At 33.8% G+C, this 18,043-nt stretch carries 21 protein-coding genes and 2 pseudogenes; 4 read left to right on the top strand and 19 right to left on the bottom strand.

Annotation, left to right across the window (positions count from 1 at the left end; genetic code table 11):
* The first annotated feature begins 18 nt into the window (after window positions 1–18).
* Window positions 19–1,005: a quinone oxidoreductase family protein gene (locus tag FOT98_RS10140; RefSeq protein WP_063261701.1), complete on the top strand. Its 987-nt coding sequence runs from the start codon at window positions 19–21 to the stop codon at window positions 1,003–1,005.
* 29 nt (window positions 1,006–1,034) lie between these two features.
* Window positions 1,035–1,673 carry a zinc dependent phospholipase C family protein gene (locus FOT98_RS10135; protein WP_063261702.1) on the top strand — a complete coding sequence of 213 codons (639 nt, stop codon included), beginning with the start codon at window positions 1,035–1,037 and terminating at the stop codon, window positions 1,671–1,673.
* 44 nt (window positions 1,674–1,717) lie between these two features.
* On the opposite strand, the gene FOT98_RS10130 is transcribed toward FOT98_RS10135, so the two are convergent.
* From FOT98_RS10130 to FOT98_RS10105, 6 genes and pseudogenes are all read right to left on the bottom strand, one after another.
* On the bottom strand, window positions 1,718–2,101 hold the full coding sequence (locus FOT98_RS10130; protein WP_063261703.1) for a VOC family protein: 384 nt from the start codon (window positions 2,099–2,101) through the stop codon (window positions 1,718–1,720).
* 56 nt (window positions 2,102–2,157) lie between these two features.
* Window positions 2,158–2,370 (bottom strand): annotated as a pseudogene (locus FOT98_RS10125) (sugar phosphate isomerase/epimerase family protein); the annotation flags it as partial.
* 229 nt (window positions 2,371–2,599) lie between these two features.
* Entirely contained in the window at window positions 2,600–3,769 is a 1,170-nt protein-coding gene (locus FOT98_RS10120) for a DEAD/DEAH box helicase (RefSeq protein WP_061678608.1), read from the bottom strand.
* A gap of 19 nt (window positions 3,770–3,788) precedes the next feature.
* Complete coding sequence (locus FOT98_RS10115) at window positions 3,789–4,316, bottom strand: hypothetical protein (RefSeq protein ID WP_063261704.1); 528 nt, start codon at window positions 4,314–4,316, stop codon at window positions 3,789–3,791.
* Window positions 4,317–4,406: 90 nt separating this feature from the next.
* Window positions 4,407–6,095 (bottom strand): formate--tetrahydrofolate ligase, encoded by a 1,689-nt coding sequence (locus FOT98_RS10110; protein WP_012644371.1) that lies wholly within the window; start codon window positions 6,093–6,095, stop codon window positions 4,407–4,409.
* A gap of 94 nt (window positions 6,096–6,189) precedes the next feature.
* The gene (locus FOT98_RS10105; RefSeq protein ID WP_063261705.1) at window positions 6,190–6,870 is read right to left on the bottom strand and encodes a class I SAM-dependent methyltransferase; all 681 of its coding nucleotides are present in this window, start codon (window positions 6,868–6,870) and stop codon (window positions 6,190–6,192) included.
* Between the two features lie 204 nt (window positions 6,871–7,074).
* Between FOT98_RS10105 and FOT98_RS10100 the strand changes: the two genes are divergently transcribed.
* Entirely contained in the window at window positions 7,075–7,413 is a 339-nt protein-coding gene (locus tag FOT98_RS10100; protein ID WP_001253205.1) for a hypothetical protein, read from the top strand.
* Window positions 7,414–7,443: 30 nt separating this feature from the next.
* Here the strand turns inward: FOT98_RS10100 and FOT98_RS10095 are convergent, their stop codons facing one another.
* From FOT98_RS10095 to ytfJ, 4 genes are all read right to left on the bottom strand, one after another.
* On the bottom strand, window positions 7,444–7,656 hold the full coding sequence (locus tag FOT98_RS10095; protein ID WP_063261706.1) for a hypothetical protein: 213 nt from the start codon (window positions 7,654–7,656) through the stop codon (window positions 7,444–7,446).
* Window positions 7,657–7,725: 69 nt separating this feature from the next.
* On the bottom strand, window positions 7,726–8,046 hold the full coding sequence (locus tag FOT98_RS10090; RefSeq protein WP_061678611.1) for a hypothetical protein: 321 nt from the start codon (window positions 8,044–8,046) through the stop codon (window positions 7,726–7,728).
* 51 nt (window positions 8,047–8,097) lie between these two features.
* Window positions 8,098–8,874: a hypothetical protein gene (locus FOT98_RS10085; protein ID WP_061678612.1), complete on the bottom strand. Its 777-nt coding sequence runs from the start codon at window positions 8,872–8,874 to the stop codon at window positions 8,098–8,100.
* 160 nt (window positions 8,875–9,034) lie between these two features.
* Window positions 9,035–9,460: a GerW family sporulation protein gene (gene ytfJ, locus FOT98_RS10080; RefSeq protein ID WP_000349987.1), complete on the bottom strand. Its 426-nt coding sequence runs from the start codon at window positions 9,458–9,460 to the stop codon at window positions 9,035–9,037.
* Window positions 9,461–9,592: 132 nt separating this feature from the next.
* Between ytfJ and FOT98_RS10075 the strand changes: the two genes are divergently transcribed.
* Window positions 9,593–10,378 carry a GNAT family N-acetyltransferase gene (locus tag FOT98_RS10075; RefSeq protein WP_063261707.1) on the top strand — a complete coding sequence of 262 codons (786 nt, stop codon included), beginning with the start codon at window positions 9,593–9,595 and terminating at the stop codon, window positions 10,376–10,378.
* 278 nt (window positions 10,379–10,656) lie between these two features.
* On the opposite strand, the gene FOT98_RS10070 is transcribed toward FOT98_RS10075, so the two are convergent.
* The 9 genes and pseudogenes from FOT98_RS10070 to FOT98_RS10035 form a co-directional block, all read right to left on the bottom strand.
* Window positions 10,657–11,430, bottom strand: a complete 774-nt coding sequence (locus tag FOT98_RS10070; protein ID WP_000628355.1) for a DUF3952 domain-containing protein — start codon at window positions 11,428–11,430, stop codon at window positions 10,657–10,659.
* 176 nt (window positions 11,431–11,606) lie between these two features.
* The gene (locus tag FOT98_RS10065; protein ID WP_063261708.1) at window positions 11,607–12,383 is read right to left on the bottom strand and encodes a hypothetical protein; all 777 of its coding nucleotides are present in this window, start codon (window positions 12,381–12,383) and stop codon (window positions 11,607–11,609) included.
* A gap of 62 nt (window positions 12,384–12,445) precedes the next feature.
* A complete protein-coding gene (locus FOT98_RS10060) occupies window positions 12,446–13,207 on the bottom strand; it encodes a hypothetical protein (protein WP_063261709.1) in 762 nt (253 codons plus the stop codon).
* A 62-nt stretch (window positions 13,208–13,269) separates the two neighbouring features.
* On the bottom strand, window positions 13,270–14,040 hold the full coding sequence (locus FOT98_RS10055) for a hypothetical protein (RefSeq protein ID WP_063261710.1): 771 nt from the start codon (window positions 14,038–14,040) through the stop codon (window positions 13,270–13,272).
* Window positions 14,041–14,102: 62 nt separating this feature from the next.
* Window positions 14,103–14,873, bottom strand: a complete 771-nt coding sequence (locus FOT98_RS10050; RefSeq protein ID WP_063261711.1) for a hypothetical protein — start codon at window positions 14,871–14,873, stop codon at window positions 14,103–14,105.
* Between the two features lie 91 nt (window positions 14,874–14,964).
* Window positions 14,965–15,242, bottom strand: a pseudogene (locus FOT98_RS33260) (hypothetical protein).
* 94 nt (window positions 15,243–15,336) lie between these two features.
* A complete protein-coding gene (locus tag FOT98_RS10045) occupies window positions 15,337–16,134 on the bottom strand; it encodes a hypothetical protein (protein WP_063261712.1) in 798 nt (265 codons plus the stop codon).
* A 27-nt stretch (window positions 16,135–16,161) separates the two neighbouring features.
* Complete coding sequence (locus FOT98_RS10040; RefSeq protein ID WP_063261713.1) at window positions 16,162–16,956, bottom strand: hypothetical protein; 795 nt, start codon at window positions 16,954–16,956, stop codon at window positions 16,162–16,164.
* A gap of 446 nt (window positions 16,957–17,402) precedes the next feature.
* Window positions 17,403–18,041 carry a hypothetical protein gene (locus FOT98_RS10035; protein ID WP_063261714.1) on the bottom strand — a complete coding sequence of 213 codons (639 nt, stop codon included), beginning with the start codon at window positions 18,039–18,041 and terminating at the stop codon, window positions 17,403–17,405.
* Window positions 18,042–18,043 lie beyond the last annotated feature (2 nt).

Genomic DNA, 18,043 nt, shown 5'->3' with positions numbered 1-18,043 from the left:
AATTTAGGAGGATATATGATGAAAGCTATCGTTGTAACGTCGTTTGGTGGTCCTGAAGTGATGAAATATACAGATGTGGATATGCCCGCTATTTCAGAAGATCAAGTTTTGATTCGCGTTGTTGCTACTAGTATAAATTTCGCCGATATTAAATCCCGTTATGGTAAAAAAGGAAATAAAGCACTACCTTTTATACCAGGGATAGATGCAACTGGTGTGGTAGAACGAGTCGGTTCTCATGTAAAAAATATTTATCCTGGGCAACGTGTCATTGCTTTTCCTCAAAATGGCTCTTACGCAGAATACGTTGTCGCAAACGAAAACCTTACTTTTGCTTTACCCCATGAAGTCGATTTTCAAACTGCAGCGGCATGCCCTATCGTATCTTTCACAAGCTATAATTTACTTGCAAATGTAGCAAGGCTTCAACAAGGCGAGTCTGTACTCATTCATGCAGCGGCTGGTGGAATTGGTACAACAGCAATTCAAATCGCTAAACTATTAGGAGCTGGAACTGTTATCGGTACTGTCGGAAATGAATCGAAAAGTAAAATCGCTTTAGATGCTGGAGCTGATTATGTTATTTGTCATCAAGATGAGGATTTTGTAGAGAAAGTCAATGAGCTGACAAATGGTGAAGGGGTCGATGTAATTTTAGATTCTATTTCTGGAACAGTTTCGGAAAAAAGTTTAAAATGTCTTGCTTATTATGGTCGCCTCGTTCATTTCGGAAATGCAAGCGGTAAAATTGGTAACTGTCAAACGAAAGATTTACACGCAAGTTGTCGCTCTATACTCGGTTTTAGCTTTGGTACTACACGAGAAAAACGTCCCGAACTACTCCAAGAAACTGCAAATGAAGTTTTCCGTTATTTACGTGACGGAAGTTTGCAAATTAAGGCTACGAAATCTTTTCCACTTCAAGATGCAGGGAAAGCACATGAATGGGTCGAAAGTAGAAAAAGTACAGGGAAAGTCATACTAACTGTTCAGTCCCCTTCCTGAAATGAATACTTGAAACCGAGGTGTCATTCATGGGATCACGAATTATGCATGCTATTATCGCTAACAGGATTGCCGAAAAATTATGTATTCAAGATAAAACTTCTTTCATACTTGGAGGTGTAGCCCCTGATGCTGTTCATTCAACAAAAGAAAAAGGCGCTTCACACTTTTACGCTGGCACAACGAAAAACTATACGAGAAGGATAGATTTCAATTCTTTTTTTCAAAAATATAAAGTTCATATGGATTCCCCTTTTTTCTTAGGTTATTACACCCATCTCATTGCCGATGATAATTGGCTAAGTGGCTTTTTTCTACCTTGGCTAAAAAATAGAATAGAAAATGACGAAACGATTGCACCTATGTACTATAACGATTTTAAATTGTTAAATGCAAAGTTGCTTCATCATTACGATAAAGAACAACAACTCTTCTCTCTTCTCAATCAAGAGGTTCACATTATGGATATTGAAGAGGTTTCTAAAGAAAACGTATTAGCTTTTCGAAAGTATCTTTTTGAAGATATGTTGTATCCAGAGCAACATTTGCATGAGGACTTACAAGTGTTTACGTTTAATCAAATCGTTGGTTATATTGAGACAGTTATTGAAAAGGGCGTATTTTATATTAATCAACTCTCTAATGAAAAATCCCCTTCAAACATGTAATCCCCCTCAATATATTTGAGGGGGATTTTCACATAGTGATATTATTATTTGTTCTTTTCCATAACCGCAAAATAATTCCCTTCACTATCCGCAAAGTTAAATACTTTACCAGAAGGCATAGTTACCATTTCGCCAACAGTAACATTTTTATTTTTTAAATCTGTATATAATTGATCAAGATTTTCTGAGAAGAACATTAAAGATGGTGTACCAAGATTTAATTCTGGGCTCATTTTAGAAATCACTTCTTTATTATGTAATATAATGCTCGTTTCTGCATCGCTTTTCGGAGCGATTTCAATCCATCTCATTCCTTGCTTGTTATCTTCCTCTGCTACTACATGAAACCCTACCTTTTCCGTCCAAAAGTTTACTGCCTCATCTTGATTATTTACATATAACATAATTTGTCCAACTTTATGAATCATTTGTATTCCTCCTATTGTTTTTTTACATTCTATGTAGCTTTCTACAGTTGCTATCGTTATTCCTTTTGAGTTGGTATGTACTTCTTTGCAAAATTTATCGACTGACTCATCCCATCCAGCTCGTCAAAATAATCATTTCTTTCAATCATATTATATCCGTCGAATCCAATTTCATCTAATACCTTGAAGAATATATCGAAATCTACTCCACCATTTCCTGCTGCGACTTCTATATACTTACTTGAATTTTTATTTTTTACTTCTTTACAATATGTTTCGTATTTAAAAACATCCCTAATTTCCTATTCATATATGTACCTTCTTTTTATTATTTCGTATCAGTTTAATATTCGACTCTCTTTATATTACTTCCTTGTACATATGTTGATTTAAAAAATGATGCTAGATACATTTTAATAACCATTAATAAACCTCCTTGTATTATTCAATTGCAAATAAAAAAGACGTAACTACAAATAGTTACGTCTTTCCCATTCTTTATCTAGGCTTTTTCTTCCCGGTAAACGCTGGTTTCTTTTTCTTTGGTGCTTTCGGTTTCGTTTCTACAAAAGATCCGTTGAACATTTCTTGCTTCGTAAATACGATGCCTAGTTTTTTTGCAAATTGAAGTAATTTACGCTCTTCTTGTTGTGTTACAAGAGAAACGACAGTTCCTTCTTTACCCATACGTCCTGTACGTCCTGAGCGGTGAATATATTGGTCTACTGTGTCTGGTAACTCCAAGTGGATTACATGTGTTAAATCATCAATATCAATACCGCGTGCTGCAATATCAGTAGCAAGTAGAATTTCTAATTTCCCGCCGCGGAAAGCACGCATCGTTGCTTCACGCTCTTGCTTACCTGCTTCTGCATGAAGAGCTGCTGCTTTCATTTTACGGAACTGCAATTTCTGAGTAATTTCATCTAAACGGAATGGGTCATTTAAGAAAGCAACTGCTTTTACATCGCCCATATGCATAATTCTTCTTACGTAATCATTTTTTTCGCGTCGCTCACAAATGATATACGTATGCTCAACTAAGCTTTTTGACTCTGCACGTGTTACACGTACCACTTGTGGTTCAACTGCTAAATCACGTGCCGCGTCTTCCGCAGCTTTGGTAATTGTCGCTGAGAAGAATACTAATTGACGGTCGCGCATCGTTGATTTAATTACATCTTGTACTGCGCCCATCATCTTTTGTTTTACAATTTGATCAAATTCATCAAATACAATTGTTTTTACTTCATGCATCTTTAGCTTTTTCATTCGAATTAATTCTAAAATACGTCCTGGTGAACCGACAATTACTCTCGGGTGTTTCTTTAATTTTTCAACTTGGCGCTTAATATCTGCACCACCAATTAAAGATGCCCCTGAAATTTCAGTCCCTGCTGTAAACTTTTGAACCTCTTCGTGAATTTGCATAACAAGCTCACGTGTTGGCGCTAAAACAACAACTTGTGGTTGTTTTACTTCAGGATTAATTTTATGTAAAAGGGGTAATAAGTACGCTAATGTTTTTCCTGTTCCAGTTGGAGATTCAGCTATAACGTCTTGTCCTTCTAAAATAGTTGGAATCGCTTGTTTTTGAATTTCAGTTAATTCTTTAAAACCAGCCTTCTCCCAAGCTTGTTGTAAAAATGGTTGCATATCTTTTATCATTTGTTTTTCTCCTTTATCTCTATTTTTGAAGAAAATGTTGTATTGTTCGCACCGTTTCTATCATGTGTGAAATAACAGCTATTAAATCATCAACATGGTCTTCTGTAATCGCTTTTTGAAATAGAACCTCTACCTTATTATGATATGAAATCGCTTGCTTATTATATTCGTATGAAAGTTTTTGCGTAATCATTCTTTCTTTTCCCCATATAGAATGCATGAAAGTTTCAATTTCTTCGCACATTACCTCTGGCTTTTCTATCGGGAATGAAAATGCTAACTTCATTTCACAACCTGGTGTAAATTGTGGTACTTCCAATATTTCACCAGATAAGTTCTTTGCATCTACAGATAGTGAAAATGTTGCTTCTACTAACTGTTCGAACGGCTCTGTTAATTGAAATGAAATATTGTATATACGACTTAATGAGGCAAGGTCCATCATATCTTTTCGATCTGTTACAAGAATATCTCCATGTAAATCAAAATCATATACAGCACCTTCCACGATTACTTTTAAATTATCAAAAGCAGTTGGATCAAACATAATTTCCTCCAAAAAACAGGCGCCTTTCGATGGAAAGGCGCCACTTGATGTATATATAGTTTACAGATAAACGAGATGAATTACAACCTTTTAGAATAAACCTACTGCTTTTCCATCTTCATTTACGTCCATTTGTAGTGCTGCTGGCTGTTTTGGAAGGCCTGGCATTGTTAACATTGTTCCTGTTAACGCAACGATAAATCCTGCACCAATTGATGGTTTCAGCTCACGAATTGTAACGATAAAGTCTGATGGACGACCTAATTTTGTTGCATCGTCAGAAAGAGAGTATTGTGTTTTCGCCATACAAATTGGTAGGTTACTCCATCCTTCTCCTTCATATTGAGCTAATTGCTTACGTGCTTTCGGAGCAAATTCAATGTCTTTTGCACCGTACACTTTTTGAGCAATTGTACGAATTTTTTCTTCTAATGGTAATTCTAATTCATAAAGTGGTGCGTAGTTGTTCTCACCTTTTTCGATTTCCTTTAACACTTTCTCAGCAAGGTCAACTCCGCCTTGGCCACCCTTCTCCCAAACTTCCGTTAAGGATACTGCATAGCCACGCTCATTGCACCACTCTTGTAAGTATGCAACTTCTGCATCTGTATCTGTAATGAATTTATTAATTGCAATTACGAAAGGCACACCGAAGCTTTGAATTGTTTCAACATGCTTCTGTAAGTTTTCCATACCTTTTGCTAATGCGTCTACATTTTCTTCTTTTAATTGATCTTTTGCTACGCCACCATGCATTTTAAGCGCACGAATAGTCGCAACAATAACAACTGCTTCTGGTTTAATGCCAGCTGCACGAGCTTTAATATCTAAAAACTTCTCTGCACCTAAATCAGCACCGAATCCAGCTTCTGTAATAACATAATCACCTAATTTTGCTGCCATTGTTGTAGCGATAACACTATTACAACCGTGAGCAATATTCGCAAATGGTCCGCCGTGAATGATAGCTGGTGTATTTTCTAACGTTTGTACTAAGTTTGGTTTTAATGCATCTTTTAATAATAATGTTAACGCACCTTCTACACCTAAATCTTTAACCGTTACAGGTTGATTTGCAAAGTTATAAGCAACTACGATGCGAGATAGACGCGCTTTTAAATCTTGAATATCTGTTGCAAGGCAGAATACCGCCATAATTTCAGATGCTACTGTAATATCAAAACCGTCTTCACGTGGTACACCTTGAACTGGTCCACCAAGACCAATTACTACGTTACGAAGGGCACGATCATTTAAGTCAACACAGCGTTTCCAAACGATTTTACGTGTATCAATTCCAAGTGTGTTTCCTTGTTGGATATGATTATCAATAAACGCTGCTAACGCGTTATTAGCAGTTGTGATCGCATGAATATCTCCAGTAAAGTGAAGGTTAATGTCTTCCATAGGTACTACCTGTGAAAAACCACCACCTGCTGCTCCGCCTTTTAGTCCCATGGTTGGTCCAAGAGATGGTTCGCGAAGTGCAATTACTGTTTTCTTACCAATTTTATTAAAAGCTTGACCTAAACCAACTGTTACTGTTGATTTACCTTCTCCAGCTGGAGTTGGGTTAATCGCTGTTACTAAAACAACTTTACCGTCTTTCTCGTTCTGTAAGCGCTTAAAAATGTCAAGAGATAACTTACCTTTATAATGCCCGTATGGCTCTAATTCATCTTCTAAAATATTTAATTCAGCTGCAATTTCTTGAATCTTCTTCATACTCGCTTCTTGTGCGATTTCAATGTCGGATTTAACTGTTGTAGTAGTTGTCATATACCCTAGTCCCCCTTTAATTGGTTCTGATGATATTGTATCAGTTTTTTGTATTTTCTGCACTTATTTACCTCCTAAAAATTCTTTCATTTCTTTATGCGTTTTTTAACATAAATACCCATAAGAAGGTTAACGATTGTTGTAATTCGATAGGTAGTTGTCCTAGCATCTTCTCATTTACTCCGCGCTTATATACACCGATGCCATCTACCACTTCAAAACCTTGTTCTTTCGCTAACTGTTCAAATTCCCATGGCATCATCGTATTACAAACAACGTCTTTGCCGTATAAACGAGGATAACTGTTCTCTCGAGGCTTGGCTGTTGGTCCTAAAATTGCAATACATGCATACCCATCAATTTTTAAAACGCGCTTTATCTCATTTAATGCTCGTAATGGCTCCTCGGTCCATTCTAAAGAGTTTATTGCCATAATTGATTCAAATTGCTCATTTTCAAATGGTAAGGAAGAAAGATCTCCTTTTATAAAAGATAAATTCGGTCCTTCTCCGCGCTCCTTCCCTTTTTGAATCATTACTTCTGATAAATCTACTCCAACTGCTTTATAGCCCGCGCGACTTAATTTATATGTACCGTATCCATCCCCACAACCAACATCAAGCACCCAAGCTTCTTTCTTCACATACTGTTCAAAAAATGGAATAATTGTACTTCTGCTCCCGCTGTCCCACATCTCCTGACTATTCTGAGTCCAAAATTCTGCACTACTATCCCATTTTTTCTCTGCTGATTCATGCCAATTAAATTTCGTCATACATTCCCCTGCCTTCACGTTTTATCACTCATTTCATTCTACATCATTTTCCAAAATTCCTGTTTATCTTCATTAGGAGATGTACAAGCTAATAATGGAATCTTTATTCTCCAATTTTTGCTTTACTTGGGTTTAACTCATACTCATGTTCTTCTCTTTATGTAAGATACTATAGGTACACCCAATTGAAAGAGAGGGATGTACATGCGAAGAAAGAGAAATCATCATTTTAAAAGTGGTGAAAAAAACGAAGAGTATGCAGCTGAAATATCACCAGCTGGCATTCCGATTAGACATAACCGTAAAGAAATTGCAAATGAAATAGAAGGTACAAATACCGGTGCAATGGTAGGCTATGTCGCTTTATTTCTTTCGCTTTTCTCAATTGCATTTTATCCGGTTACACTCGGCTCTCTTGCGATTTTAGTCGGCTTATTAGCTGTCAATTTCGGAGCAAGAACACTTGGATATACAGCAATTGGTTTTGGTAGTTTTTCTGTTTTATTTACTTTACTCTATCCGCTTGCTTTGTCAGCGTTTTAAAAAAAACACACCAAGTTATACTTGGTGTGTTCATTCGTGATACAGCATAATATGACCGCATCCACAGCAATGTTTCGCTATAATTTCTTGAAAAACTGGATAATTCTCTTCATCCCGATGCTCAATAAACACCTTTTCAAATCGATACATATTTTGTGCATATGCCCAATCTTGTTTCGTACGTGCATACAAAGTGGAGGAAAAAAACTCCTCACCACCGCAAACGATACATGTATTCTTCATCACTACCCCTCCTATGCTTGTCTTACTTCATCTATATGAGCATAAGCATAAGAAAAAGACCTTCTATTACTAGAAAGTCTTCTCTGAAACAAAAAGAAATGTACCAAACATTCCTACTCCGCTATATTCTTTCGTAACATCAGCTTCTGTTTTAAATGTTTGCTTTACAGTCATAAAGAATACACCATTTCGTGCATCTGTACTTTCAAATTTTAATTTTTCTTTTTTACCATCTACATTTTGTGTGCATTCAAAACTACTCTCATCACATTTCAATGCATACTTATCCTCTACATACACTTTAAAATCTGATTCTTTCGGACAAGTAATAAGTAAAATCGCCACGAGAATAATACTTACAATACCCACAATTGTATAATATTTCTTCATTTGTACTCCTTTCAAATGACAAGAAAACTTGACTTCATGCGCCAAGTTTTCTTAGTCCACAACCCATTGCCATTCTTGTTCTTTCTTATCAAAAATGAGCCAACCTGTCTCTGTTGCTTCTTCTTTCAATTCATCGATATTATCTAGTACCTCATCCGTACTTTCATACGAACCAACTACATATACCGGAATTTCAAGACCCCTTCTTGACTCAATTTTCCCTGCTAGATCAATATAAAGACCATCTTCCATTAATGGAATAAGCCCCATGATCAATTCTTTCGAAATTGCTGGGAAAATTTTTGATTTTTGGAACAAAGAAAAACGTTTCTTACCGAAAGCACCGAGTTTATAAGGAATGACTTTACTTAACATTCCTACAAAGTCAGCAATTCTACGATAATACACTTTGTTGTACCATCCGTCATCATGTGAAAAATAAACAAATCTATTTTTCAATAGCGGAAAGAATGTTCTTGCAAGTGGTTCTTTTTTGTGAGCCAAATATAAAAGCTCTGCAATTTCTTTTGGCTCTAGTTCATCTAAATCGCTTGCATCATCAAAATCTACCCAACAAAATTCATCAAATTCATCAATCTCTGCTTGAATTAACTTATGTATATTTTCTTCCTCAACATATTCAAATAAAGTATGATAGTGAAAATCTGTCCATTCAAAGTTGTGCTTCAAAAGCAACACTTGATGAAGCGGTGAAGGGATGTTACTTGCAAACTCTTTAAACGTAATTCCTGATGTAATAAAACAATGACCCCGACGATTACCATTAATATATATCATATTCTTTACTTGGTCAGATCCTCCAGACAAAGCACCTAGCCACCTTCGTTTTATATGTTTCAATTCTATAGCATATTTTAACATGAAAAATTTTAGAAACATAGAAAAAAATTCAAAAACTATTTACAATTTCATGTGTTTTATTACATAGTGATTACAAGAAAAAACACCTGCTCGTGAGCAGGCGTTTTTAAAGGATTTCATCTGGGTTTTGAGGATGATGATTTCCCTCTTTCTTTTCATCTTTTTGGAACATCGATTGAATCTTATCAATTGTTTGTGGAGCTAATTCAATCATTTTTTCTGCTAAATGTGTCGCATTTTGTAGATGTAGAATATTTACTCCATCTTTATTCACCACAAGAAATGCTACTGGTGTAATAGAAACACCACCCGCGCTACCGCCACCAAATGCAGGGTTACCGTTCGCTCTTTGTCCATCATTCGTTTGGAAATCAGAACCTCCTGCTCCAAACCCGAACGCTACTTTAGAAACCGTTAACACCACACCACCGTCAGCCGTTTGAACAGGCTCCCCAACAATCGTATTCACATCGACCATTTCTTTTAAATTTTCCATTGCCGCTTTCATTAATCCTTGAATTGGATGATCCACCGTTCATAACCTCCTTTGTCATATCTTTCCTAGTTTTTCCGAAAGTTGGTGAACTAAACATAAAATTTTATGTTGCTTTCAAAAAACTTAAGTTGTAATATTTAGAAAAATAAAAAAAGAGGTCGATTCGTTATGATGCGAAAATTAACAAAGGAAGATCATAAACAAGTATTCGCTTACCTAAAAGAAGAAGCAGCCCTTAACTTATTTATTATTGGAGATATTGAAGCTTTCGGTTATGATACAGATTTTCAAGAACTATGGGGAGTATTTAAAGAGAATGGAACATTACAATCAATTTTACTTCGCTTTCACGATTCATTTATACCATATAGTAAAGAAGAGTTTGTAGTAACTGACTATGAGGCACTTCTTTCAGCGTATAAGCCGCTTAAACTATCTGGCAAGTCAACTATCGTAGAAAAATTTGAAACTTCTCCTGCTATTCAACTAGGTGTCAAAAGTGATATGTATTTTTGTGAATGTCTAAATGGCAACAACTTACCTGACACGCCTATTCATGAGACGATTAAACTTGCATCAATAAATGATGTAGGTCGAATTATGCAATTAAGAAGTAGCATCGATGAATTTCCAACTGCTAATGAATCAGAAAAAATTTTACGACAATCTATTGAAACAAATACAGGACGTACATATTATATTGAAAAAGACGGCACAATCATCGCATCCGCCTCTACTTCCGCTGAAAATTCATTATCTGCTATGGTAGTTGGTGTATGTACACACCCGAATTATCGGGGAAATGGATATGCTTCACTCCTATTACAAAAAATGATTCAAGACTTTGCGAAAGAAGGCCGAACACTTTGTTTATTTTATAACAATCCAGTTGCTGGACGAATTTATAAACGACTAGGATTTAAAGACATTGGGATGTGGACGATGTATCGATAATAAGAGGTACTTTATAAGCGGAAATAGTTGTAACTTAGCAATAAAAGCAGATTACACAAAAACTTCACACCGTTGTTATGAAGAAACTACTTGAGGAGCGAGGACTCTAACTAAAAAATGGTATGCATTCAAACTAAATTTAGACAGATAAACGCCCCAATTGTTGCATCTACTCCAGCAATTGGGGCGTTTATCCTCAAATTCTTCCCACTATATTTATGAAACATTTATTCCACTTATGTCGCTATTATCATTACGTGCAAATGCTCTTTTTAATATTACTGCTTCTTATTATACTGTGCTTTAAAATCAATATATTCCTGTCTCGCGTCCTGATTATTACCTTGTTGACTATCAAAGTATGTGTGTATTTGTGATATGTGTTCTACTGACTTTCCTTCTTCATTTCTCTTTTTATAATTCACTACAATACTCACTTCCAATATCTGCTCTGAGCCCTTTGTAAACTCAATATGCAGTGCGATCGATCCACCACCATATTCATCATATTGTATTTTTAACTTATCATTAATAATATTTTGAAACTCTGATTCAGTTAGTGTATATCCAACAGTACTAGGCTGACCAAACTTTTTTATATCACCTCCTGGCTTCATCTTTAGTTTCCCTATCCCTTTTAAACGATCTACAATTAGGTTCACGTATGAAACATCCAGACTTGAATCCGTACTTTGTACCTGTCCATTCTCATAACTAATATTTGTACTATAATTAACTTCTTCTTTATAATTTTTATTATCTACTTCCGAGGTAATTTCTTGTGTTGTATTTCCATATAAACTTTTATCTTTCGTATTATATATGCCTTTCGAAGTTTGATAGATTGTTTTACTGTGCTCTCCATCTTCCTTTTGCTCATATGTACTATATATACCTCTTTGTTTCACATACGCATATCCATCATCACTCGCAGACATAACCTTTTTCATATCACCTTCATCCAAAGCTTTGACAAATGGCTCATATTCTATCTTTTTTTCAAAAAAACTACATGCTTGTAGTAGGCTGATTGTTATTATGATAGTAATCATTTTAGAAACCTTTTTTGTGTTCATTTCATCATCACACTACCCACTCTATATTTTCGATCAGATAACCTTCTAATCACTTTAATCATCTTACATAATTAAATTTTCTTTTAGAAGTTAAAATACTCTCCTGTAAATAATTACTTTTCTATCATCAAAACTTACAATACGCACTTTCTTTATGCCTTACGCTTCGATTTACCTTTTTTATTTTTCTTTCGATATCTTGGAGTCTCTCTTTTATGTTGCTCCCACGTTTTATTAAATGATGGAAATTTAAACCTGCAATATGCTAATAGCTGAAATTCAGCTGCTCCGATGGCTATCGTATACATTAAAAAGGTCCCTACTACATACATAAATAAATCATCAAACCCATAATCGTTATGAAAATATATCAAAATAAGAATAGTTACTGCGTATAGTGTAGCCCACTTCATCATCTTTCCTTTTGTTTTACTAAAGAAAGAAGCAGACCTCTCATCCATACTAAACGCAGCTTCACTTGCCAATTTAAATGTATCTATTGTTGTTACGATATGAAAAATTACTGCTCCTAAAAGTAATAACCCCACATACAGTATTGTAATCCAGTCAATTGAATTATTAGCCATTTTAGTAACAGTCAAAGCAATAGGAGCTATTGTTGCCAATTGGAATGAACATAATAATACGACAAGGGTTTGTAGTTTTTGAAATTTAAATTGAGCTATCGGAAATGAATAAAAAACGAAAAGAATTATTTGTATAATATATAAAAATACTTCTAACTTAACAATTCCTATATTAAAGAGAAGCATGCAGTAATCCCACCCAGCTGATAAAACAATAGAAAAAATTGTTATTGAACTAAATAGTATTCCTCCAAACATAAATCCTGTAGCACCTTGAGGGTCTAAACGATATTCACATGTCATCCGAAACTTATCTAAATCTTCTTCTTTTATATTCCACATCCTGGCTCTTCACCTTCTATATGTTTCAATTATTTTGCGCGCACTAAAATTCTATTAATATATTATTTATTTTTCGTTTTGAATTTCTTATTTCGCTTTCGAATTCTCCCACGCATTCTCTCATTCTCTTCCCACGTCATATGAAATGACTTGAATTTGAATCTACAGTAAGCCAATAGTTGGAATTCTGCCGCTCCGATTGCAACCGCATACATTAATACAGTTCCTACTCCATACATAACAAAAAAATCAATTGAATAATCATTTTGAAAATACATTAAAATAAGTAGTATGAATATATATATTATAGCCCCCTTTATCATAGCTCCTTTTGTCTTACCAAAAAACGAGGTGGATCTTTCATCACTACTAAATGCACCTTCACTTGCTTGTTTAAATGTATCTAGTGTTGCTACAATATGGATAATAACTGCTCCTACAACTAGTAGCCCGGTATACATCCTACCAATTGAATTGTCAGCCATTTCAGAAACAATCGAAACTACAAATAATATCGTTCCAAGTTGAAACGCATATAGTAATACGATTAGCGTTTGTAACTTTTGAAATTTAAAACATGCTTTCGGAAATAGATATATAATTAAAAATATAATTTGAATACTAGATAACACAATTTCAGTTTTAACAATTGTTCTATCAAAAAAATTGTTGTAGTAATTCAAATCACCTACAAAAATAATAAACATAAATATTGAAATATAAAATATTGTTCCAAGCATAAAACCCGTAGCACCCTCAGGACTTAAACGCCCTTTACATGTCATCCTAAACTTATCTAAATCTTCTTCTTTTATATCCCACATCCTGACTCTTCACCCTCTATAAAGTTTAAATAATCCTCATACACTTAAATTCTATTTCACTCTTACTTACTTTTCGTTTTGGATTTTGTATTTCGCTTTCGAATTCTCCCACGCATTCTCTCATTCTCTTCCCACGTTATATTAAATGACTTGAATTTGAATCTGCAATACACTAAGAGCTGGAACTCTGCCGCTCCTATTGCTACTGCATACATAACAACATTACATATAACATAACCAAACATTGTGTTTAATGAGTAATTATTATTTATATAAATCAAAACAAGAAGAATTAACACATAAATTACAACACCTCGTATAACATGTCCCTTTGTTTTACTAAAAAATGAAGCTGATTTGTCCCCACTACTAAATGCACCCTCGCTTGCTTGTTTAAATGTATCAACTGTTGTCACAATATGAACAATAATTCCACCTAATACTAATAGCCCTACATAAACACGTGTATTGAGATCAATTGAATGCTCTATCATCCCAGAAAGAACAAATAACGTGCATCCGATAGTTCCAAGTTGAAATGCATATAATAATATCACGAGCGTTTGTAATTTTTGAAATTTATAACGAGCTTTAGGGAATAAATATAGTATTAAAAACATTACTTGCAAACCATATAACACTAATTCAATCCTAACAATTACCTTATCAAACAAGGTAGTATAATAATCCATTCCTCCCACAAAAATAATAACCATAAATAATGAAGTATAAAATATCGTTCCGAGCATAAAACCCGCAGCACCTTCTGGACTTAAACGCCCTTGACATGTCATTCGAAACTTATCTAAATCTTCTTCTTTTATTTTCCACACCCTGACATTTCACCTTCTATACAGTTTAAATAATTTTCATTCACTTCAATTCTATTTCACTCTTATTTACTTTTCGATTTGGATTTTGTATTTCGCTTTCGAAATCTTCCACGCATTCTCTCATTCTCTTCCCATGACATATGAAATGACTTGAATTTAAATCTACAATACATTAATAGCTGAAATTCAGCTGCGCCGACAGCAACTGTATACATTAATACAGTACCCACTACATAAAGAACTAAAACATCAATTCCATAACCATTATGAATATATATCAAAACAAGCAGGATTAGCGCATATATTGTAGCCCACTTCATCACATTGCCTTTTGTTTTACTGAAAAATGAGGTGGATCTTTTATCCTTACTGAACGCACCTTCACTCGCTTGTTTAAACGTATCGATAGTTGTCACAATGTGAACAATGGCTGCTCCTAGGAATAACATACCTACATATATTAATGTAATTCTGTCAATTGAATCCTCCGAAATTCCAGGAAGAATCAACGCTGTGAATGTTATAGTACCTAATTGAAATGCATATAATAAAATTACAAAAGTTTGTAGTTTTTGTAATTTAAAACACACTTTTGGAAATGAATATAGAATTAAAAACATTATTTGTAAGCTATATAACACAATTTCAATTTTAACAATTGTTTTGTCAAAGAAAGTATTATAATACTCCAAGCCCCCCATAAAAATAAAAAACATAAATACTGAAGTATAAACTACCCCTCCAATAAAGAAAACGACAGCACCTTCAGGACTTAAACGATTTTTACATGTCATCCTAAATTCATCTAAATCTTCTTCTTTTATTTTCCACATATAATTACACCATCTTTTCTAAAATCATGTAATAACTCTATATTTGTAAACAAACTAGGAGTAAATAAATGTTTTGGTATTTCATATTAAACTAGCCCTTTTTACTTTTTCTAATAAACATAAAATATAACAATAACATCGATATTAACCCTGTCCCACCGCCCAACACCCCTCCATATTCTTCTAGATATATGCAAGAAATATACTACTAATAAAAAATATTATTCCGAAGATAACAATCCACTTCCCCAGAAACTCTACTACTTTATATAGAATTTAAAAAATAAACATAATCCCCACAATAATAGGTGCTATTACACTTTCAAATAAACCTTTTTCTTTTTTTACAGCTTTAGAATCTTTATTCAAGATATTACATTCCTCCCTTTACTAGTTAATTTATGAATAATGTATTCATTCTATCTTCAATGTAAGTTTACGAGTATCATTTATAACTTTCATTTCAGTTTTTGTTTCGCTTTTGTTCTTTCTCTCTTATTCTTTTTCTATTTGCTATAAATTCTTGGCTTTCCTTTTCATGTTGTTCCCACGTAATATTAAATGATGGAAATTTAAAGCGACAATACACCAATAGGACGAATTCTGCTGATACTACAGCAAATGTATATAATATTATTGTTTGTGTCACATAAATTGCCATTTCATCAAATGCATAATTAAGGTTTAGGAAAATTAATATAAGCAAAACTATTACACAACTTATCATCCCAATTAATAAATATAATTTCATGTTAGTAAAAAACGAGACAGCCGGTCTTTTCAATTTATATCCTCCATGCTTTGCTTTTCTAAAAACATCGATCGTTGCTACAATGTGAGTACACATTGCACCTAAAAGTATTAAACCAACATAAACCAGTGTTTTATTATCACATGGAAAATCAAAGATTTCTTCAACCACCATAGCCATAAATGGTAATGTTGCTAACTGAAAAGAATAAAATACAGTCACAATGGTTTGGAGTTTCTGTAATTTAAAAGCGAGCTTTTTAGGCATGAATAACATTAAAAAAATAAGCTCCAAAATATACAATTCTACTTCAGTTTGTACAACTATCTTCTCAAAAGGAGTTAAAGAAATCTTATCACCATTTAGCAAAAGAATTAAAAACATAATAAGCATGGGTATAGAAGTATATGCAAAAACTCCCCCATAAAAGATTCTTATATAATCCGGACTTAATCGATTTCTATTTTCAATTTCGAAAAAACCTAAATCTTCTTCCTTTATTTTAAGCATCCATCTTTCCTCATTTCGACGCAAAACTTATTTTATTTCTTTGGTTTGCTTCTTTTCCTTCTCTTCATACATCTTTAGTCTTTTATGACGTTCCCTTTCGTGTTCCTCCCACGAAATATAAAATGATGGAAATTTAAATCTACAATAGGCTAATAATTGGAACTCAGCTGCGCCTATGGCTATCGCGTACATGATGAACGTAAATATAAAGTAACCAAACATTATGCTCAATGAGTAATTATTTTGTATATAAATTAAAACGAGAAGAATTAGTACATAAATTGCCACACCAAACATTACATTTTTCTTTGCCTTATTAAAAAATGAAGTAGATCTTTCTCCCATACTAAACGCACCTTTACTTGCTTGTTTAAAAGTATCAAATGTTGTTACACCATGAACAAGTATTGCTCCTAATACTAGTAAGCCTACATAAATAAGCGTAATAAAATTAATAGAATAATTACTCATCCCTGGAAGGACAAACGCCGTAAGACCTATAGTACCTAACTGAAACGCATATAATAATATCACCAATGTCTGGAGCTTTTGAAATTTAAAACGTACCTTAGGGATCAGATATATAATAAAAAAGATTACTTGTAGGCTATATAACAACAATTCCATTCTGACTATTACTGTGTCAAAAAGAGTCGGATAGTAATCCCAGCCAAATCTAATTAGTGCTCCAAAAATAAAAAGCATCAATAACGAACTATAAAGCATTCCACCAAACATAAACAACATAGCTCCTTCAGGGCTTAAACGATTTCTACATGTTATGTTAAATTCATCTAAATCTTCTTCTTTTATACTCCACATTCAGTTTTTCACCTTCTATATAGTTTAAATAATTTTCATTCACTAAAATCCCATTACATTCCTAATTTTTTAAGTACATTTATCTTTGTGTAACTAAATTTAGATAATCTTTTATGTATATCATCACTACATTAATTGCCGTACATAATCCAAATGCTTTTGATAGTACAAATAGCCTTCTTTCTCCTCAAAAGCTCTAAATATTCTTCTCTCTTTCACTTAAGCATTTCCCTCATACTCTATTTTTGTTTCTCTGAAATTGCACTCACTTAGTAAAAACGTTACTGTTATCACAATTGTATCTTCAGAAAGTTGATCACCTCCCATCGACAATATACTAGGAGGTGATTACAGTTATTTAAAATTTGATTTTTATTTTAATGGATTCGATTTTTGCAAATAATAATGTTATTTAATTTGAGCAGCGAATATTAAAAACATACTGCTTAATAACTCGTAATTAAGTCTTCCCCCTCATATCTAGGGTCTTTCTCAACTTTACCATCTTTTGTTTTGATGACTTTTAGTCTACCTAACCACTCTGCTCCGTTATATGTCTCTTCACTTACCCATACATTATGCTTGTTACCATCTACCTCAACTACTAATGTTGGGTGTGTAAACATGAATTCCTTCTCTACATGCCTACCTACAATTTCTGCATTTAATGATGTACCTTCTTCAACTAATTTACTATTTTGATACCCTTCGATAATAGGTAATCCAATAAATACAAAGAATATGAGTCCAAATACGATTACTTTCTTCTTTGTACTCCATTTATTCTTTTCTTTCAATTCCTTCTGTCTCGCTTCTCTTTCTTCGCGTTCATCCAAACTCTCATTTAAAGCGTCTTCCCATGCCTTAATTTCCGCTTCAATTTCTGCTTCAGCTCTTGCTAGTTTTTGTAATTGTTCATCGGTTGCTACCATCTCATATGAGTTATCTCCAACCAAACGAATTTCAGTACCATTTTCTTTTACTTTTCGCAAGTCTTTTTCTGTACAATTAAACTCTCGAATGATTTCCCCTTGTGTGTTTACCAATCTAACGTAAATGTTTTTTTTCTCCTTCTTCTTAAACATCT

The sequence above is a fragment of the Bacillus sp. HY001 genome (genome assembly GCF_007558965.1).
In the GTDB taxonomy this organism is placed as follows: Bacteria; Bacillota; Bacilli; order Bacillales; family Bacillaceae_G; genus Bacillus_A; species Bacillus_A mobilis.
The sequence above is the reverse complement of the archived record's forward strand: the minus strand, read 5'-3'. Positions and strand labels throughout refer to the sequence as shown.

Coding starts and splice junctions, on each gene's coding strand:
- FOT98_RS10095 (WP_063261706.1), bottom strand. CDS start 7,656: ATGAAGAATACATGTATCGTTTGCGGTGGTGAGGAGTTTTTTTCCTCC.
- FOT98_RS10120 (WP_061678608.1), bottom strand. CDS start 3,769: ATGATAAAAGATATGCAACCATTTTTACAACAAGCTTGGGAGAAGGCT.
- FOT98_RS10115 (WP_063261704.1), bottom strand. CDS start 4,316: ATGTTTGATCCAACTGCTTTTGATAATTTAAAAGTAATCGTGGAAGGT.
- FOT98_RS10130 (WP_063261703.1), bottom strand. CDS start 2,101: ATGATTCATAAAGTTGGACAAATTATGTTATATGTAAATAATCAAGAT.
- FOT98_RS10140 (WP_063261701.1), top strand. CDS start 19: ATGAAAGCTATCGTTGTAACGTCGTTTGGTGGTCCTGAAGTGATGAAA.
- FOT98_RS10105 (WP_063261705.1), bottom strand. CDS start 6,870: ATGACGAAATTTAATTGGCATGAATCAGCAGAGAAAAAATGGGATAGT.
- FOT98_RS10100 (WP_001253205.1), top strand. CDS start 7,075: ATGCGAAGAAAGAGAAATCATCATTTTAAAAGTGGTGAAAAAAACGAA.
- FOT98_RS10065 (WP_063261708.1), bottom strand. CDS start 12,383: ATGTGGAATATAAAAGAAGAAGATTTAGATAAGTTTCGGATGACATGT.
- FOT98_RS10110 (WP_012644371.1), bottom strand. CDS start 6,095: ATGACAACTACTACAACAGTTAAATCCGACATTGAAATCGCACAAGAA.
- FOT98_RS10045 (WP_063261712.1), bottom strand. CDS start 16,134: ATGCTTAAAATAAAGGAAGAAGATTTAGGTTTTTTCGAAATTGAAAAT.
- FOT98_RS10060 (WP_063261709.1), bottom strand. CDS start 13,207: ATGTGGGATATAAAAGAAGAAGATTTAGATAAGTTTAGGATGACATGT.
- FOT98_RS10090 (WP_061678611.1), bottom strand. CDS start 8,046: ATGAAGAAATATTATACAATTGTGGGTATTGTAAGTATTATTCTCGTG.
- FOT98_RS10050 (WP_063261711.1), bottom strand. CDS start 14,873: ATGTGGAAAATAAAAGAAGAAGATTTAGATGAATTTAGGATGACATGT.
- FOT98_RS10075 (WP_063261707.1), top strand. CDS start 9,593: ATGATGCGAAAATTAACAAAGGAAGATCATAAACAAGTATTCGCTTAC.
- FOT98_RS10035 (WP_063261714.1), bottom strand. CDS start 18,041: ATGTTTAAGAAGAAGGAGAAAAAAAACATTTACGTTAGATTGGTAAAC.
- FOT98_RS10135 (WP_063261702.1), top strand. CDS start 1,035: ATGGGATCACGAATTATGCATGCTATTATCGCTAACAGGATTGCCGAA.
- FOT98_RS10040 (WP_063261713.1), bottom strand. CDS start 16,956: ATGTGGAGTATAAAAGAAGAAGATTTAGATGAATTTAACATAACATGT.
- FOT98_RS10070 (WP_000628355.1), bottom strand. CDS start 11,430: ATGATTACTATCATAATAACAATCAGCCTACTACAAGCATGTAGTTTT.